We start from the raw sequence: 17,377 nt of genomic DNA on the forward strand, positions 1-17,377 counted from the left end.
ATTTTAAAACAATAACCTCACAGGGGTATTTTTTCATGACTATATTTTGGGGCATTCGTCCAGCGCTTTGCTTTGCCTGGATATTACCCAGCGCATTATACGCCAGTGATTACTTCGACCCGGCCTTTCTGGAAACGGGTGGCGCGCCGCGTACCGCCGTCGATCTTTCTCTCTTTGAGAACAAAGAGAGCCAGACACCCGGCGTTTATCGTGTTGACCTGTTTCTTAACAATAAAATGTACGACACGCGCGATATCACGTTTCGACTCGAAGAGAACGCGCAGCATAAAAATATCCTCGCACCGTGCCTCAGCGAGGAGACGCTCCAGTCGTTTGGTGTTAAAACGGCGGCATTCCCGTTGCTCCGGGACGATACCCAGGGCTGCGCGAATCTGTCGGCGATCCCTCTCGCAAGCAGCGAATTTGACTTCAGCGAGCAGGCGTTAAGGCTCAGCATTCCCCAGGCGGCCCTGGACAGCCACGCTCACGGCTACATCGATCCTGCGCGCCGGGAACAGGGTATTCCGGGCCTGATGCTCAGCTACAACTACAGCGGCGCCACGTGGACCTCGCACAACGGGACGGGAACCGATAGCCAGTACCTCAGCCTGCGTCCGGGACTGAACGTTGGACCCTGGCGTTTACGCAATTTCTCGACCTGGAGTAACAGCCAGGGGCAAGCTGGGCGCTGGGAATCGGTTTATACCTATCTGCAGCGTGATATCAGCGCCCTGAATAGCCAGCTGATTGTCGGGGATAACAGTTCTACCGCAGAAGTCTTTGATAGCACCCCGTTTCGCGGCGTTCAGCTTTACTCGGATGAACAGATGCTTCCGGGCAGCCTGCGAGGCTATGCGCCGGTGATCCGCGGTATTGCTCGTACTAATGCCCAGATCACTATTTTTCAGAACGGCTACAGCATTTATCAAAGCTATGTCCCGCCCGGTGAATTTGTCATCAACGATCTTTACCTCGGCAGCAGCGGCGAGCTGAAAGTTGTGGTGAAAGAGGCGGATGGCAGCGAACAAGTCTCTTTAGTGCCTTACGCGTCGTTAGCGGTTATGCAGCGGGAAGGGCAATACAAATATGAAGTCATTAGCGGCAGCTATCGTTCCAGCAGCAGCGATGCTGAGAATGCCCTGTTTTCACAAGGGAGCCTGATTTACGGTCTGCCATGGGAAACCTCGATATACGGAGGCATGCAGGCTGCCAGTCAATATCAGTCCCTGCTTTTTGGCATGGGTAAAAACATGGGCGATTTTGGCGCACTGTCATTTGATATTACCCAGGCCTGGGCCACCACTAAACAGGCAGAGAAAAACCGGGGACAGTCGCTACGCCTGCGCTATAACAAAAATTTGCTGTCTACCGGCACTAACGTTGCGATTGCGGGCTATCGCTACTCGACGTCCGATTTCTACACGCTCGGTGAAACCCTGAGCAGCTATCACTCGCAACCCTCGCGCCCGGATCGACGCCGTAGCCGTACAGAACTAACGCTAAACCAAAACCTGGGAGAAAACCTCGGCTATCTCTCCGCCATGCTGGTCAGCGAGGACTACCACACGAGCCAAAAACGCACGACTTCCGCCACGCTGGGCTATGGCAACAGCTGGAACGGGATCAGCTATAGCCTGAATTACAACCACTATCTGAACGTGACAAAAGAGGATAACCAGCGTCTCTATAACCAGGACAATCTGTTCAGCCTGAGCGTGAGCGTCCCTCTGGACAAATGGCTCCGCTCCACACGTGCCGGTTACACCTTCTCTGCGGCGGAAAAACGCTCGCCAGGCCACAGTGTTTCCCTGAGCGGCAGCGCCCTTGAGGACAATAACCTGAACTGGAGCGTACAGCAGAATATCAACCCAGGGAGCCAGGCAAACAGCAGCGATGCCTCGCTTAGCTATAACGGACGCTATGCGCAGGTTGGCGCCGGGTATGGCTATAGCCGGGACGCGCAGCGGCTGAATTACAGCCTGCGCGGGGGCGTGCTGGTTCATCCTCATGGCGTCACGCTGGCGCAGTCGCTGGGTGAAACGGTCGCTCTGGTTGAAGCGCCGGATGCCGCAGGTGTCAGCGTCCGTAACCACACTGGCGTGCGCACCGACCCCTGGGGCTATGCGGTGGTGCCTTACCTGACACCTTATCAGGAGAGCAATATCCAACTGCGTCCCGATACATTACCTGACGATGTCGAGCTGGAAAGTAACAGCCATAAAGTCGTTCCCACCCGGGGGGCTATCGTTCGGGCACGTTTCACCACGGCGGTGGGTAAACGCCTGATGATGACGCTGAAAGATGCGCAGGGCAAACCCGTTCCGTTCGGTGCCATTGTTTCTCAGAATACCACCAGCAGCATTGTGGGTGATGAAGGCAGCGTATTCCTCACCGGGATGGCAGAAAAAGGGACGTTAGACGTGAGCTGGGGTAAGAAACCCGATCAGCGTTGCCAGGTTCACTATCAGCTTTCTGGCCAGGAACCCACGATTAGCGGAATTGTGCAGTTAACGCAGACCTGCAAATCATCCGTTAATAAATAAAGGAATTAAAAATGAAAAAATTAACGTTACTCGCGTGCCTGGCAGCAGGGGGATTGATGGGCGCGCCAGCTTATGCTGATGTTGTAGGAAGCTGCTGGCCGACATCAACCGTATCTGGCCAGGCGCACAAGTTTGATATTATCGAAAACCTTACTGCCGACGACGTACCCGGCACAACCCAATCCACATGGAATAATAAAGGTAATTTTAATGGTATCTGCCTCTGTCAGGACTCCAGCGTGCCAGAAAGTATCTTATTTCGATTTACCAGTACGAAACTGGGCACAGGAGGCGGCAAACGTAACGCAGACTTTATCTATTATCCTCTGGATGCGGAAAAGGGTATTAATATCGGTATAAATGTCGTTCTTGGTGGCGAGGATGAATTGCGGTATATCCCGGTTGATTTGAGTAATACCGCCGGTGTTGATAATGGACGTCCTGCGACAAATAACTGTGATGATAAAAACGACCATACTCTGTTCGCAACCGGCTCCAGCGGGACTGTCTCTCTGGAATTAACTAAACCGCTTCCTTCAGGCCGCATTGATATTCCTATGCAGGAATTAGTGACCATTTTTGCCAAAAAACAGACGGGGAGTTATGACACCTCCAGACCTTTTGTCACACTTAATTTCCAACTGTCAATTGATATTCCACCACAATGCATGATTAATGACGGGCAAACCATCAAGGTCCCGTTTGGCAGTATTACCGCGAATGAATTTAAGCCCGAGGCCACCGGTAAGCAAAAAAGCGTGGATATTCGTGTGACTTGCAAAAATCCTGAAGATGAAAGCAAGGTGAGTATTAAGTTCCGCGCGTCCGATTTTAATGGCTCTGGTTTTATCAAGACCCATAATGATGAAGGTGAGCGCAATGATTTAGGGATAAAACTTGAACACAACGGGAATAAAATTGATGGCAGCAGTTCGGCCGTACCAACGCAGGAGGGGAATGTCACTATTATAGCAACACCTGTCCAACAAGGAGAAAAGTCTCCACAACCGGGAAAATTTGAAGCCACATCCACGCTGGATTTCGAGTTTAAATAAAGAAAAAACTTAATACAGCGTAGAAACCTCTTATTTCCCGGCAACACATAGCGCTATACAAATGAGTTGCCGGGTATGAAAAATGGATTTGTATAAGGATATATACTATGAAACTCAAAACGAAAACGCGTGTAGCGCTTTGCGTTGCAGCTTTATCAGGTACTGGCATCACGGCATCACAGGTTATCGCCAGCGATATCGAGCCTTATTCTGTCCCTGTATCTATTAAGGGTGAAAAACAAAAAGACTATTTCGGTATGACGATGACCACGATCGGTAAGTTTTCCGATAAGGACAATGGTTCGCATATCGCGGGTGAAGATATTGTCATTACTGCCCCCTGGGGGGATGGCGCAAAAGGGATCGCGTACGTCATTTTCGGGACTTCCGGTGGGAAACCCATGCAGCAAGTCAATAACGTAGGTGAATTCGATCCGCAAAACGCGCTTAAAATTATCCACAGCAATAAAGCGAATAAGCCTGGCTCAGTGACGACAAAATGGATGGGCGTCGCGGTACGTAAAATAGGTGATATTAACGGCGATGGATATGATGATTTAGTCATCGCCTCCCACTGGCATGATCAGGTCTATATTATCTGGGGCGGACCGCATCACCGTACCGGCGCGCGTCTTTCTAATCAGATTGACCTCAATGATATCGACAACGGCGACGCTCGCCTGGGTATTCGCATCCGTACGGTGAATTCTTCAGGCAATGCGAATACCGGCGGCTGGTTTGGCGCCGCGGTAGGCCCAATTAAATATAAAAATTCTGCCGTGGCTAACAAGATGGTCGATCTTGCTATCGGCGATATCGAAGGCACGGGCGGACGCGGCGGCGCCGTCATTATCTACGGCGCTCAAAAGCCAGGCGATCAGTGGCAGAACATTGATATTAAGCGCAACAACCTGGGCGACTGGGAGATCCCTGCCGCGACCGGTGCCTATATTCGTCCGCAGATGACCGCCACCAATGGCCCGGATAAACCCCTTAACTACAACCTTGGGCAGCAGATCAGCGATGTCGGGGATATTAACGGCGACGGCTTCAGTGATTACCTGATCGTCGACCCGGAATCGGTCAATGAAGGCCGTAAATCAGAGAACAGCGGCACTGATGGACGCGGCACGGCCTATCTCGTCTACGGCAGCAGCTTCAACCAGGGGAATCTCGACATCGCCTCGCTAAACGCGACGCAGGCAACCCGCATTCACGGTATGGGGGCGGCTTTCCTGGGTGGTCAGTCCGGCGGAGGTGAAGGAAGTAACGATCATAGCGCGTATACGCAGGATAAGCCCAATAACGGCACCATTACGCCATTAGGTAATTTCCTGAATGCTCACGCTAACGCTTTTGCGATTAGCGCCCCTGCCGACATGGGTATTGATAAAAAACGTTCCGGGCTGGTCTGGATTATTAAAGGTAAGGCCGACGGCAGTAAGCTACCATCGTCTCTGTTCCTCGATGCGGCGCACACCCGGCTGAACTACAACAAAACATTTAGCGTACATGATGGCTATGCTATTTACGCCGAAAGGCCTGGCAGCAAGCTGGCAGGGTTCGGGAACAGCATTCTCGGTAATGTGGACTTGAACGGCGACGGTAAAAAAGACCTGGTGATCGGCGATCCGAATGCGGTAAACGGCAGCGGCACGCAGGTGGGCGCCGTGTACGTCATCAACGGCGGTAAAAGCCTGGATGACTACGCTGACGATGAAGAAGGCATGATCAATATTAATACGCTGGTGAGAGAAGGCGTTGCGAAAGTCTACTGGGGTAAAAATCAGTATGAAAAATTCGGCGCGTCCATTGCGGCCGGGAGCTTCAATGGCTTCACTCAGGACAGTCTCGCCATTGGTTCTTACCGTGATAACACCTGGACGGGTAAGGTCACCTTCCGCATTGCGGATTACGCTATACCGGATTAATGCTTACATCATCTGAATGGGCAACACCGCCGGGGAGGAGACTCCCCGGCAATTTATTGCGCATTTTGCAGCGCCTGCGCGCACGCCCAGGCGCTCGACCACGCCCACTGGAAATTATATCCGCCGAGCCAGCCGGTCACGTCCATTACTTCGCCAATAAAGTAGAGCCCCGGTACGTTACGCGCTTCCATCGTGCGTGAAGAAAGCTCATTCGTATCAACGCCGCCCAGCGTCACTTCCGCCGTGCGATACCCCTCGGTACCGTTTGGCTGTACGCGCCAGTTCGTCAGCGTATCCACCAGCGTATCCTGCTCGCGGCTGTTAAGCTGCTTGAGCGACACATCCGGGATCTGCCCCAGCCCCTGCAAACACTCCACCAGACGCTTCGGCAGCTGCATCGCCAGGGTATTTTTCAGGCTCTGATTCGGGTGTGCGGTACGCTGTTCGTTGAGGAACGCGTTCAGATCGCTGTCCGGTACCAGATTCACCGAGACAAATTCCCCCGGCTGCCAGTAGCTGGAAATTTGCAGGACCGCCGGGCCGGAGAGACCGCGGTGGGTAAAGAGCAGGTTTTCGCGGAATACCGTCCCGTCTTCGGCGGTAATGACGGAGGGAACAGAGACGCCGGACAGCGTCTGAAGCTGTTCCAGCAGCGGCTTATGCAGCGTGAACGGCACCAGCCCGGCGCGGGTTGGCAGCACCTTCAGGCCAAACTGCTCGGCAATCTTGTAGCCGAACGGTGACGCGCCCAGCCCGGGCATCGAGAGGCCGCCGCTGGCGATCACCAGGTTATCGGCGCTGACGGTGTCACCGTTCAGCTGCAGCGTGTACCCCTGCTCGTCGCGGGCCACCTCCAACACCTCGGTGCGCAGGCGCATGACCACGCCGCCCTTCTCGCACTCGGCCACCAGCATATCAACAATCTGCTGCGCGGAGTCGTCGCAGAACAGCTGCCCCAGAGTTTTTTCATGCCACGCGATGCCATGCTTACCCACCAGGTCGATAAAGTCCCACTGGGTGTAACGCGCCAGCGCAGATTTACAAAAATGACGGTTCTGGCTCAAATAGGCCGCGGGTTCGACATAAAGATTGGTGAAGTTGCAGCGCCCGCCGCCTGACATCAGGATCTTGCGGCCTGGCTTTTTCCCGTTGTCCAGTAACAGCACGCGACGACCCGCCTGTCCGGCCATCGCCGCACAAAACATACCCGCCGCACCGGCGCCAATAACCACGGCATCAAACCTTTCCACGTCAAAACCCTCTTCGTTAACTGCCGCGGATTGTAAAGTTTCCTCTGTGGTCACACCAGCGTAAAAAGATATTACAAAGCCATTCCATTGAAATTTAACGATTATCCTTTCAGGCACTTTTCCCAAATCAGGTGGTATGTCAAAAAAAGTCTATATTTCACTTTGCCCGTTGCGCATTTGTCCTGGATAATGCGCCGCGTTCATGTCCTCAAAATGGCGTAACGTCCTATGCTACATTTGTTTGCCGGCCTGGATTTACATACCGGGCTTTTACTATTGCTTGCTCTGGTTTTTGTACTGTTTTACGAAGCGATCAACGGCTTCCACGACACTGCAAACGCAGTAGCAACGGTTATCTACACTCGCGCAATGCGATCGCAGCTTGCGGTTGTTATGGCGGCGGTATTTAACTTTTTTGGTGTCCTCCTGGGCGGACTGAGCGTTGCGTATGCGATCGTGCATATGCTGCCAACGGATCTGCTGCTTAACGTGAGTTCCGGTCATGGCCTCGCCATGGTGTTCTCAATGCTGCTTGCTGCCATTATCTGGAACCTCGGTACCTGGTATTTTGGCCTGCCTGCATCCAGCTCTCACACCCTCATCGGCGCGATTATCGGTATCGGGTTAACCAACGCCCTGATGACCGGGACATCGGTTGTTGATGCGCTGAATCTGCCTAAAGTACTGGGCATTTTCGCTTCTCTCATCGTCTCCCCTATCGTGGGTCTGGTGGTTGCGGGTGGATTGATTTTCATCCTGCGTCGCTACTGGAGCAACACGAAGAAACGTGCGCGTATCCACCTGACGCCAGCAGAGCGTGAGAAGAAAGACGGCAAGAAAAAGCCGCCATTCTGGACGCGTATCGCCCTGATCATTTCTGCTATCGGCGTGGCCTTCTCTCATGGCGCCAACGACGGGCAGAAAGGCATTGGTCTGGTGATGCTGGTTCTGATCGGTGTCGCACCGGCGGGCTTCGTGGTGAATATGAACGCCTCGGGTTACGAAATCACCCGTACCCGTGATGCGGTCAACAACGTTGAAACCTATTTCCAGCAGCACCCTGAGCTGCTGAAAAAAGCGACCGGCGTTGACCAGCTGATCCCTTCTCCGGAAGCCGGTGCCACCACCGCGCCTGGCGAATTCCACTGCCATCCGGCTAACGCGATTAACGCGCTGGAACGTGCCAAAAGTATGCTGGGCAACATCGAAAGCTACGATAAACTGGCCGTTGAACAGCGTGGTCAGCTGCGTCGTATCATGCTCTGTATCTCCGACGTGACCGATAAAGTCGCGAAGCTGCCAGAGGTGAATGGTGACGACAAACGTCTGCTGAAGAAACTGAAAAGCGATATGCTCAATACCATTGAGTACGCGCCAATCTGGATCATCATGGCCGTCGCGCTGGCGCTGGGTATCGGTACGATGATTGGCTGGCGTCGTGTGGCGACCACCATCGGCGAGAAGATCGGTAAGAAAGGCATGACCTATGCGCAGGGTATGTCCGCGCAGATGACGGCGGCAGTGTCTATCGGTCTGGCGAGCTACACCGGTATGCCGGTATCCACCACCCACGTACTCTCCTCGTCCGTGGCAGGTACCATGATTGTTGACGGCGGCGGTCTGCAGCGCAAAACCGTGACCAACATTCTGATGGCCTGGGTGTTTACCCTTCCGGCTTCTATCCTGCTGTCAGGCGGGTTGTACTGGATTTCGCTGAAGCTGATTTGATTGGCTGAAGGCGACAAAAAGCGGGTCAGGAAACTGACCCGCTTTTTTTATGGCCGTTGTGTTACTTAATCCATTGCTGTGAATAGGAAAATCTGAACATTATCTGTTCAGATTTTTTCTGCACAAATAACTATTATCCCCGCGAATGTTCTCAGTTCCCCCCATGACGGAAAAGACTATGCCATTCAAAACGGCTACTAAATGGATTCATCGCCTTGTTACTGTTTCGCTTCTGGCTCTGGTCATTGGATTTGTGTGGCTCAACCACCAGCCCAACCAGCAAGAGGGCGATAAACTTCAACGCGTTTATAAATTATCTGACAGCGTCTGGCTCTATATAACCGTGAACAATCAGGGTGGCGTCACCGTACCCACAATCTACCGTTACTATCTCTCGGAAAAGATAACAGGAAAAGACACCGACATTATCCATCAGTTGGCAATGAAGCATCCTGTCATTGAAGGTACGGGTACAATCACTGCGGCCAGCATTGATACAAACGGACACGTTAATATCGCCTATAGCGGGAAGGTTATTTCGATTGAGACCAATATCTCCAATCTGCGGTTCTCAGTGAAGCCCTGAACCAGAGGAAAGCAGGCGGGGTTATCCCCGCCTGCTGTGGTACTCAGTGCCAAATCATCAACGCAATCATACTGACCACGACCAGCCCACACAGGGCGCTAGTTAAAATGAACTGACGACGCAGACGCTCGCAGCGACGGATAAACTCTTCATCGTGATGATCGCGGTAGCGCTGGTAGTAGATATACCCCACCAGACGCATCTGCTTGCTGGGCTGTCCATGCGAGGTGAAGAACCCTCCACCGTCCACATACTGATACAGCAACGGATCGCAACCACGAAGTACCACTAACAGCGCACGTAACGATGAGAAGTAGCGCGCCATATTCACTATGCAAACTACGCATAACGCCCAAAACAATGCGACGGTGCTAATCATACATCCTCCCCGGCGTCCGCCCACGAAGCAAGGCTCCTGAGCTACCGCACCCCAATGCCCTGACAGACAGTTCAGTGAAAGAATGACTAAAAGTCGATCCGGTTCGCGTTTTAATATCCGAACGGCTCATTAAATAGTGTAGGAGATCCGTTAATTTTTTTGCCACAAGGTTAATCGTTATCAACACCAAAGCTTGAAAAATATGTTTAACTGGGCCGTAATGAAAGCATCAGACGACGGCTTTCCCATTTAGTCATCGATAACTTAAGGAAGGAGTAACACTATGGCTTACAAACACATTCTTATCGCGGTAGATCTCTCCCCGGAGAGCAAAGTGCTGGTTGATAAAGCGGTATCTATGGCACGTCCCTACAACGCGAAAGTCTCCCTGATTCACGTTGATGTGAATTACTCCGACCTCTACACCGGTCTGATCGACGTCAATCTGGGCGATATGCAGAAACGCATCTCTGAAGAAACGCATCACGCGCTGAGCGAGCTCTCCACCAACGCGGGCTATCCGATCACCGAAACCCTGAGCGGCAGCGGCGACCTGGGTCAGGTGCTGGTTGATGCGATTAAGAAATACGATATGGACCTGGTGGTATGCGGTCACCATCAGGACTTCTGGAGCAAGCTGATGTCTTCAGCACGCCAGCTGATTAACACCGTTCACGTGGACATGCTGATTGTTCCGCTGCGCGACGAAGAAGACGAGTAAGTGCAAAAAAAGCGGCACTGAAAGTAGGCCGGGTAAGGCGAAGCCGCCACCCGGCTTTTTTTATTCCGGCGTCCCCGAATAAATATCAAACCGATGCCCTTTCGTGGTCACCGCGTTGGTCGTAGCAACGTCCGCCAGCGGCGGCGCGTAATCCGGGCGCTTCACCACCACCCGCTTCGTCGCGAGCTGACGAGCCGGCTCCAGCAGGCCGTCTGCGTCTAAATCCGGCCCCACCAGCGACTGAAATACCCGCATCTCTTTCTTAACCAGCGCGCTTTTCTGCTTATGCGGGAACATCGGGTCGAGGTAGACCACCTGCGGACGCGGGGTGATGTCCGTCAGCGCCGTCAGGCTTGACGCGTGGATAAGCTGCAAACGCTCCTGCAGCCACGGGCCGATTTCCGGGTCCGCATAGCCTCGCGTCAGCCCGTCGTCGAGCAGCGCGGCGACAACCGGATTACGCTCCAGCATCCGCACCCGGCAGCCCACCGACGCCAGCACAAACGCATCGCGTCCCAGCCCCGCCGTGGCGTCCACCACGTCCGGGAGATAGCTCCCCTTAATGCCGACCGCTTTGGCCACCGCTTCGCCGCGACCGCCGCCGAACTTACGCCGGTGCGCCATCGCGCCGCCAACGAAGTCGACAAAAATCCCGCCGAGCTTCGGTTCATCGCGCTTGCGTAATTCGAGATGTGCTGTCGTCATTACCAGCGCCATCAGGTTCTCTTCATCGTGCTCCAGCCCCCAGCGGGCCGCCAGAACAGATAAGGCGCCGTCTCCGGCGCCCGTTTCATCCACTAAGCAGATCTTCACGTAACAATCAGCCTTTGATCCCGTAATGCTCAAGCATCGCATCCAGCTGCGGCTCGCGGCCACGGAAGCGTTTGAACAGCACCATTGGCTCTTCAGAACCGCCGCGGGTCAGGATGTTGTCAAGGAACGACTGGCCGGTTTCGCGGTTGAAGATCCCCTCTTCCTCGAAGCGAGAGAAGGCATCCGCCGCCAGCACGTCGGCCCACAGGTAGCTGTAATAGCCCGCCGCGTAGCCGCCCGCGAAAATGTGGCTGAACGCGTGCGGGAAGCGGCCCCAGGTTGGCCCTGGAATAACGGCAACCTGTTTTTTAATCTCGGCCAGCGTTTCGAGGATTTTCGCCCCCTGCTCCGGGCTGAACTCGGCGTGCAGGCGGAAATCGAACAGGCCGAACTCCAGTTGACGCAGAATGAACATCGCCGCCTGGTAGTTTTTCGCCGCCAGCATTTTATCCAGCAACTCTTTGGGCAGCGGTTCGCCGGTCTCATAGTGGCCGGAGATAAACGCCAGCGCGTCCGGCTCCCAGCACCAGTTTTCCATAAACTGGCTTGGCAGCTCGACCGCATCCCATGGCACCCCGCTGATACCGGCGACGCCGGCGGTTTCGATGCGGGTCAGCATGTGGTGCAGGCCGTGACCGAACTCGTGGAACAGGGTGATCACTTCATCGTGGGTAAACAGCGCCGGTTTGCCGCTTACCGGACGGTTGAAGTTACAGGTCAGATAGGCGACCGGTTTTTGCAGGGAACCGTCCGCTTTACGCATCTGGCCCACGCAGTCGTCCATCCACGCCCCGCCGCGTTTGTTTTCACGCGCGTAGAGATCGAGGTAGAAGCTGCCGCGCAGTTCGTTTTTCTCGTCATACAGCTCGAAGAAGCGTACGTCCGGATGCCAGACGTCAATATCAGTACGCTCTTTAGCGGTAATGCCGTAAATGCGTTTCACCACTTCAAACAGGCCGTTGACGGCTTTGTTTTCCGGGAAGTACGGGCGCAGCTGCTCGTCGCTGATGCTGTAGAGGTGCTGCTTCTGTTTTTCGCTGTAGTAAGCAATATCCCACGGCTGCAGCTCGTCCACGCCAAACTCCGCTTTCGCGAAGGCGCGCAGCTGGGCCAGCTCTTTCTCACCCTGAGGACGAGCACGTTTGGCCAGATCGGTCAGGAAATCGAGCACCTGCTGCGGGTTCTCGGCCATTTTGGTGGCGAGGGATTTATCCGCGTAGCTGTCGAAGCCCAGCAGCTGAGCCAGCTCGTGACGCAGGGCGAGGATTTCCGCCATGACCGGGCTGTTGTCCCACTTACCGGCATTCGGCCCCTGATCGGAGGCGCGGGTGCTGTAGGCGCGGTACATCTCTTCACGCAGGGCCTGGTTGTCGCAGTAGGTCATCACCGGCAGATAGCTCGGGATATCCAGCGTTAACAGGAAGCCTTCCTGCTCTTTCGCTTCGGCCTGGGCTTTCGCCGCCGCCAGTGCGCTTTCCGGCATACCCGCCAGCTCTGCTTCGTTGGTAATCAGCTTCGTCCAGCCCATGGTGGCGTCAAGGACGTTATTGCTGTACTGGTTACCCAGTTCGGACAGGCGCGCAGCGATTTCACCGTAGCGAACCTGCTTCTCTTTTGGCAGACCGATACCGGACAGTTCGAAATCACGCAGGGCGTTATCAACCGATTTTTTCTGCGCCGTGTTCAGTGCGGCATAATGGTCACCGTCGCGCAGGTCGCGGTAGGCTTTGTAGAGCCCTTCGTGCTGGCCGACCCAGGTGCTGTACTCAGAGAGCAGCGGCAGGGTTTGTTCGTAGGCTTCACGCAGTTCCGGGCTGTTTTTCACCGAGTTCAGATGGCTCACCGGGGAGAAGATACGCCCCAGCACGTCGTCCACTTCGGCCAGCGGCTGACACAGATTCTCCCAGGTGTACGGCGCGCCCTGCGCAACCACACTTTCTACCGCCGCGCGGCAGTTGTCCAGCGACTGGGTAACGGCTGGAACCACATGCTCAGGGAGGATTTTAGAAAACGGTGGCAACGAAAAAGGCGTCAGTAATGGATTGGTCATAAACGCTGTCCTGTTGAAATAGGTGAATGAAGCGCGCATCCGGCGCTGTGCATATTGTTTTCAGTAATGGGGTTAAGTGTAGAGGATTTCAATAGCTGCGCTTACCGGGCCTGCGGGTAATCTGTGCCGTTCTGCTGTAAACTGTGGCAAATCGTCAATTCAGCGGAATACCATTACCCATGCTCAGTTATCGCCACAGCTTCCACGCTGGCAACCATGCCGACGTCCTCAAACACACCGTTCAGAGCCTGATCATTGAATCGCTTAAAGAGAAAGAGAAGCCGTTTCTCTATCTGGACACCCATGCGGGCGCGGGCCGTTATCAGCTGAGCGGCGAGCATGCCGAGCGTACCGGCGAATACCTTGAGGGCATCGCCCGCATCTGGCAGCAGGACGACCTGCCCGCCGAGCTGGAGCCTTACATTGGCGTGGTGAATCACTTCAACCGCAACGGCCAGCTGCGCTACTACCCTGGCTCACCGCTGATTGCCCGCCAGCTGCTGCGCGAGCAGGACAGCCTCCAGCTGACCGAACTGCACCCGAGCGACTTCCCGCTGCTGCGTTCGGAATTTCAGAAAGACAGCCGCGCCCGCGTCGACAAAGCCGACGGCTACCAGCAACTGAAAGCCAAGCTGCCGCCGGTTTCCCGTCGCGGCCTGGTGCTGATCGACCCACCGTACGAAATCAAAACCGACTATCAGGCGGTGGTGACCGGCATTCACGAAGGCTACAAACGTTTTGCGACCGGAACCTATGCCCTGTGGTACCCGGTGGTGCTGCGCGCGCAGATCAAGCGCATGATCAAAGACCTTGAGGCGACCGGCATTCGTAAAATCCTGCAGATTGAGCTGGCGGTACGCCCGGACAGCGACCAACGCGGCATGACCGCTTCCGGCATGATCGTCATTAACCCGCCGTGGAAGCTGGAAGCGCAGATGAACAACGTGCTGCCGTGGCTACACAAAACGCTGGTGCCAGCCGGAACGGGCCACGCCACCGTCAGTTGGATCGTGCCGGAGTAATTGCAGCCATCGGTGGAAACTATTGATTTCAGGTATACAATCGCGGCAATTCACGATTAAGGACAAAAGCTATGACTAAGCATTATGACTACATCGCAATCGGCGGCGGCAGCGGCGGCATCGCCTCCATCAACCGCGCGGCCATGTACGGCCAGAAATGTGCGCTGATTGAAGCCAAAGCGCTGGGCGGCACCTGCGTGAACGTGGGTTGTGTACCGAAAAAGGTGATGTGGCACGCGGCGCAAATCCGTGAAGCGATCCATATGTACGGTCCGGACTACGGCTTTGACACCACCATCAACAATTTCGACTGGGACAAGCTGATCGCCAGCCGTACCGCCTACATCGACCGCATTCATACCTCGTACGACAACGTGCTGGGCAAAAATAACGTCGACGTGATTCACGGCTTCGCCCGCTTTGTGGACGCGAAAACGATCGAAGTGAATGGCGAGACGATCACCGCCGATCATATCCTGATCGCCACCGGCGGCCGTCCGAGCCACCCGAATATTCCGGGCGCGGAATACGGTATCGACTCCGACGGCTTCTTCGAGCTGCCTGCCTTGCCTGAGCGCGTTGCCGTGGTGGGCGCGGGCTATATCGCGGTAGAGCTGGCTGGCGTGATTAACGGCCTGGGTGCAGAAGCGCACCTGTTCGTGCGTAAACACGCACCGCTGCGCAGCTTTGACCCGCTGATCGTCGATACGCTGGTTGAAGTGATGAACACCGAAGGCCCAACCCTGCACACCAACGCCGTGCCTAAAGCGGTCGTTAAAAACGCGGACGGCAGCCTGACCCTTGAGCTGGAAGATGGCCGCAGCCAGACCGTTGATTGCCTGATCTGGGCGATTGGCCGTGAACCGGCGAACGACAGCTTTAACCTGGCGGTGACCGGCGTGAAAACCGACGAAAAAGGCTACATCGTCGTCGATAAGTTCCAGAACACCAGCATACCGGGCATTTACGCCGTCGGTGATAACACCGGTGCGGTTGAACTGACGCCGGTGGCCGTTGCGGCGGGCCGTCGTCTCTCCGAGCGCCTGTTCAATAACAAGCCGGACGAGCATCTGGACTACAGCAACATCCCGACCGTGGTCTTTAGCCACCCGCCAATCGGCACCGTCGGCTTAACCGAGCCGCAGGCGCGCGAGCAGTACGGCGACGACCAGGTGAAAGTGTATAAATCCGCGTTCACCGCGATGTATACCGCCGTCACCTCTCACCGTCAGCCGTGCCGCATGAAGCTGGTCTGCGTGGGCCCGGAAGAGAAGATTGTCGGTATCCACGGCATCGGCTTCGGCATGGATGAGATCCTGCAGGGCTTTGCGGTGGCGCTGAAGATGGGTGCGACCAAGAAAGACTTCGACAACACCGTGGCTATCCACCCGACGGCGGCGGAAGAGTTTGTCACCATGCGATAATGCAGAAGCCCCTCTCCTGAGGGGCTTTTTTTATTCACATACATAAATCGTTGCAAAACGAATGCTCCGAAAAGAGTGATCTACCGCACATATCCCTCCACATCTACCGAAGCGAATGTCTACGCTTATAGGACGCCCGGAGAAACCTGTCTTCAGAACACACAACCGGAGGTCCCTATCACCATGTTCAACCAGAAACTACAGGCTACCGAGAACATCGAATTCGAGATTGCAGAAGAGCTGCGCTACGAGACCGATCCCTGCGAGTTAAAACTGGATGAGATGATTGAGGCGGAGCCGGAACCCGAAATGATCGAGGGGCTACCCGCCTCCGATGCCCTGACGCCCGCCGATCGCTACCTTGAACTGTTCGAGCACGTACAGTCGACGCGGCTGTTTGCGGACAGCAAAACCTTCCCCGACTGCGCGCCGAAGATGGATCCGCTGGATATTCTGATCCGCTACCGTAAGGTCAGACGGCACCGGGATTTCGACCTGCGCCAGTTCGTTGAGAACCACTTCTGGCTGCCTGAAACCTACAGCACGGAATATGTCTCCGACCCCGGACTGTCGCTGAAAGAGCACATTGATAGCCTGTGGCCCGTCCTGACGCGCGAACCGCAGGACCATATTCCCTGGTCGTCCCTGCTGGCGCTGCCGCAGGCCTATATCGTGCCCGGCGGGCGATTCAGCGAGACCTACTACTGGGATTCGTACTTCTCCATGCTGGGGCTGGCGGAAAGTGGCCGTAACGATCTGCTGAAGTGCATGGCGGATAACTTCGCGTGGCTGATCGAACGCTACGGCCATATCCCTAACGGCAACCGCACCTATTATCTCAGCCGCTCGCAGCCGCCGGTCTTTGCCCTGATGGTGGAGCTGTTTGAAGAGGACGGCGTGCGCGGCGCGAAGCGCTACCTCGACCACCTCAAAATGGAGCATGCCTTCTGGATGGACGGTGCGGAGTCGCTGCTGCTTAATCAGGCCTACCGCAGCGCGGTGCGCATGCCGGACGGTTCATTGCTGAACCGCTACTGGGACGACCGTGACACCCCGCGCGACGAATCGTGGATTGAGGACGTGGAAACCGCCCGCCACTCGGGCCGTCCGCCGAATGAGGTCTATCGCGATCTGCGTGCGGGTGCAGCGTCTGGCTGGGATTACTCCTCCCGCTGGCTGCGCGATCCGGCACGGCTCGCCAGCATTCGCACGACGCAATTTATCCCCATCGATTTGAACGCCTTCCTGTTTAAGCTGGAGAGCGCGATTGCCAATATCTCGGCGTCGAAAGGGGATAAAGAGACGGCCGAGCTGTTCCGCCAGAAGGCCACCGATCGCCGCGCGGCGGTGAACCGCTATCTGTGGGACGAGGAGAGTGGCTGTTACCGCGATTACGACTGGCGACGCGAGCAGATGGCGCTGTTTTCTGCCGCCAGCATTGTGCCGCTGTATGTTGGAATGGCGACGCACGAGCAGGCAGAACGTTTATCTGACGCGGTAAAAGCGCGTCTGCTGACGCCGGGTGGGATTCTGGCAACCGAGTACGAAACCGGCGAGCAGTGGGATAAACCCAACGGCTGGGCGCCGCTGCAGTGGATGGCGATCCAGGGGTTCAAGCAGTACGGCAACGACTCGCTGGGGGATGAAATCGCCTGGAGCTGGCTGCATACGGTGAACCACTTCTACAAGACGCACCACAAGCTGATTGAGAAGTACCACATCGCCAGCAGTACGCCGCGCGAAGGGGGCGGCGGGGAGTATCCGCTACAGGATGGCTTCGGCTGGACGAACGGCGTGGTGCGACGGTTGATTGGGTTGTATGGGGAGCCTTGAGAGGGGTGCGATCTGGCCCCTCTCCCCTCCGGGGAGAGGGGG

General features: G+C 55.5%; 13 protein-coding genes. 9 read left to right on the forward strand and 4 right to left on the reverse strand.

All coding sequences use genetic code 11. The annotated features are described in order from the left end of the window. The first annotated feature begins 35 nt into the window (after positions 1-35). From DG357_RS21440 to DG357_RS21450, 3 genes are all read left to right on the forward strand, one after another. On the forward strand, positions 36-2,543 hold the full coding sequence (locus tag DG357_RS21440; RefSeq protein ID WP_088205119.1) for a fimbria/pilus outer membrane usher protein: 2,508 nt from the start codon (positions 36-38) through the stop codon (positions 2,541-2,543). 11 nt (positions 2,544-2,554) lie between these two features. Then, entirely contained in the window at positions 2,555-3,598 is a 1,044-nt protein-coding gene (locus tag DG357_RS21445) for a fimbrial protein (RefSeq protein ID WP_047367220.1), read from the forward strand. A gap of 107 nt (positions 3,599-3,705) precedes the next feature. Further along, positions 3,706-5,529, forward strand: coding sequence for an integrin alpha (locus tag DG357_RS21450; protein WP_063944074.1), 1,824 nt, complete (start codon positions 3,706-3,708; stop codon positions 5,527-5,529). A gap of 53 nt (positions 5,530-5,582) precedes the next feature. Here the strand turns inward: DG357_RS21450 and DG357_RS21455 are convergent, their stop codons facing one another. Then, entirely contained in the window at positions 5,583-6,779 is a 1,197-nt protein-coding gene (locus DG357_RS21455; RefSeq protein ID WP_088205131.1) for a BaiN/RdsA family NAD(P)/FAD-dependent oxidoreductase, read from the reverse strand. Between the two features lie 228 nt (positions 6,780-7,007). On the opposite strand from DG357_RS21455, the gene pitA reads away from it, so the two are divergent. Continuing rightward, the gene (gene pitA, locus DG357_RS21460) at positions 7,008-8,507 is read left to right on the forward strand and encodes an inorganic phosphate transporter PitA (protein WP_088205120.1); all 1,500 of its coding nucleotides are present in this window, start codon (positions 7,008-7,010) and stop codon (positions 8,505-8,507) included. A 178-nt stretch (positions 8,508-8,685) separates the two neighbouring features. After that, on the forward strand, positions 8,686-9,093 hold the full coding sequence (locus tag DG357_RS21465; RefSeq protein WP_088205121.1) for a hypothetical protein: 408 nt from the start codon (positions 8,686-8,688) through the stop codon (positions 9,091-9,093). 43 nt (positions 9,094-9,136) lie between these two features. On the opposite strand, the gene uspB is transcribed toward DG357_RS21465, so the two are convergent. Continuing rightward, the gene (gene uspB, locus DG357_RS21470; RefSeq protein ID WP_003861224.1) at positions 9,137-9,472 is read right to left on the reverse strand and encodes a universal stress protein UspB; all 336 of its coding nucleotides are present in this window, start codon (positions 9,470-9,472) and stop codon (positions 9,137-9,139) included. A 283-nt stretch (positions 9,473-9,755) separates the two neighbouring features. Between uspB and uspA the strand changes: the two genes are divergently transcribed. Further along, complete coding sequence (uspA, locus tag DG357_RS21475) at positions 9,756-10,193, forward strand: universal stress protein UspA (protein ID WP_003861223.1); 438 nt, start codon at positions 9,756-9,758, stop codon at positions 10,191-10,193. A gap of 60 nt (positions 10,194-10,253) precedes the next feature. Here the strand turns inward: uspA and rsmJ are convergent, their stop codons facing one another. Together rsmJ and prlC are read right to left on the reverse strand one after the other, a co-directional pair. Further along, positions 10,254-11,006: a 16S rRNA (guanine(1516)-N(2))-methyltransferase RsmJ gene (gene rsmJ, locus DG357_RS21480; protein WP_088205122.1), complete on the reverse strand. Its 753-nt coding sequence runs from the start codon at positions 11,004-11,006 to the stop codon at positions 10,254-10,256. Positions 11,007-11,013: 7 nt separating this feature from the next. Then, entirely contained in the window at positions 11,014-13,056 is a 2,043-nt protein-coding gene (gene prlC / locus DG357_RS21485; protein ID WP_063155481.1) for an oligopeptidase A, read from the reverse strand. A 179-nt stretch (positions 13,057-13,235) separates the two neighbouring features. On the opposite strand from prlC, the gene DG357_RS21490 reads away from it, so the two are divergent. From DG357_RS21490 to DG357_RS21500, 3 genes are all read left to right on the forward strand, one after another. Continuing rightward, complete coding sequence (locus DG357_RS21490) at positions 13,236-14,078, forward strand: 23S rRNA (adenine(2030)-N(6))-methyltransferase RlmJ (RefSeq protein WP_028014739.1); 843 nt, start codon at positions 13,236-13,238, stop codon at positions 14,076-14,078. Positions 14,079-14,149: 71 nt separating this feature from the next. Further along, positions 14,150-15,502: a glutathione-disulfide reductase gene (gene gorA / locus DG357_RS21495; protein WP_088205123.1), complete on the forward strand. Its 1,353-nt coding sequence runs from the start codon at positions 14,150-14,152 to the stop codon at positions 15,500-15,502. Between the two features lie 183 nt (positions 15,503-15,685). Further along, positions 15,686-17,335, forward strand: coding sequence for an alpha,alpha-trehalase (locus tag DG357_RS21500; RefSeq protein WP_028014741.1), 1,650 nt, complete (start codon positions 15,686-15,688; stop codon positions 17,333-17,335). Positions 17,336-17,377 lie beyond the last annotated feature (42 nt).

Source organism: Enterobacter bugandensis (assembly GCF_900324475.1).
GTDB classification, from domain to species: Bacteria; Pseudomonadota; Gammaproteobacteria; order Enterobacterales; family Enterobacteriaceae; genus Enterobacter; species Enterobacter bugandensis.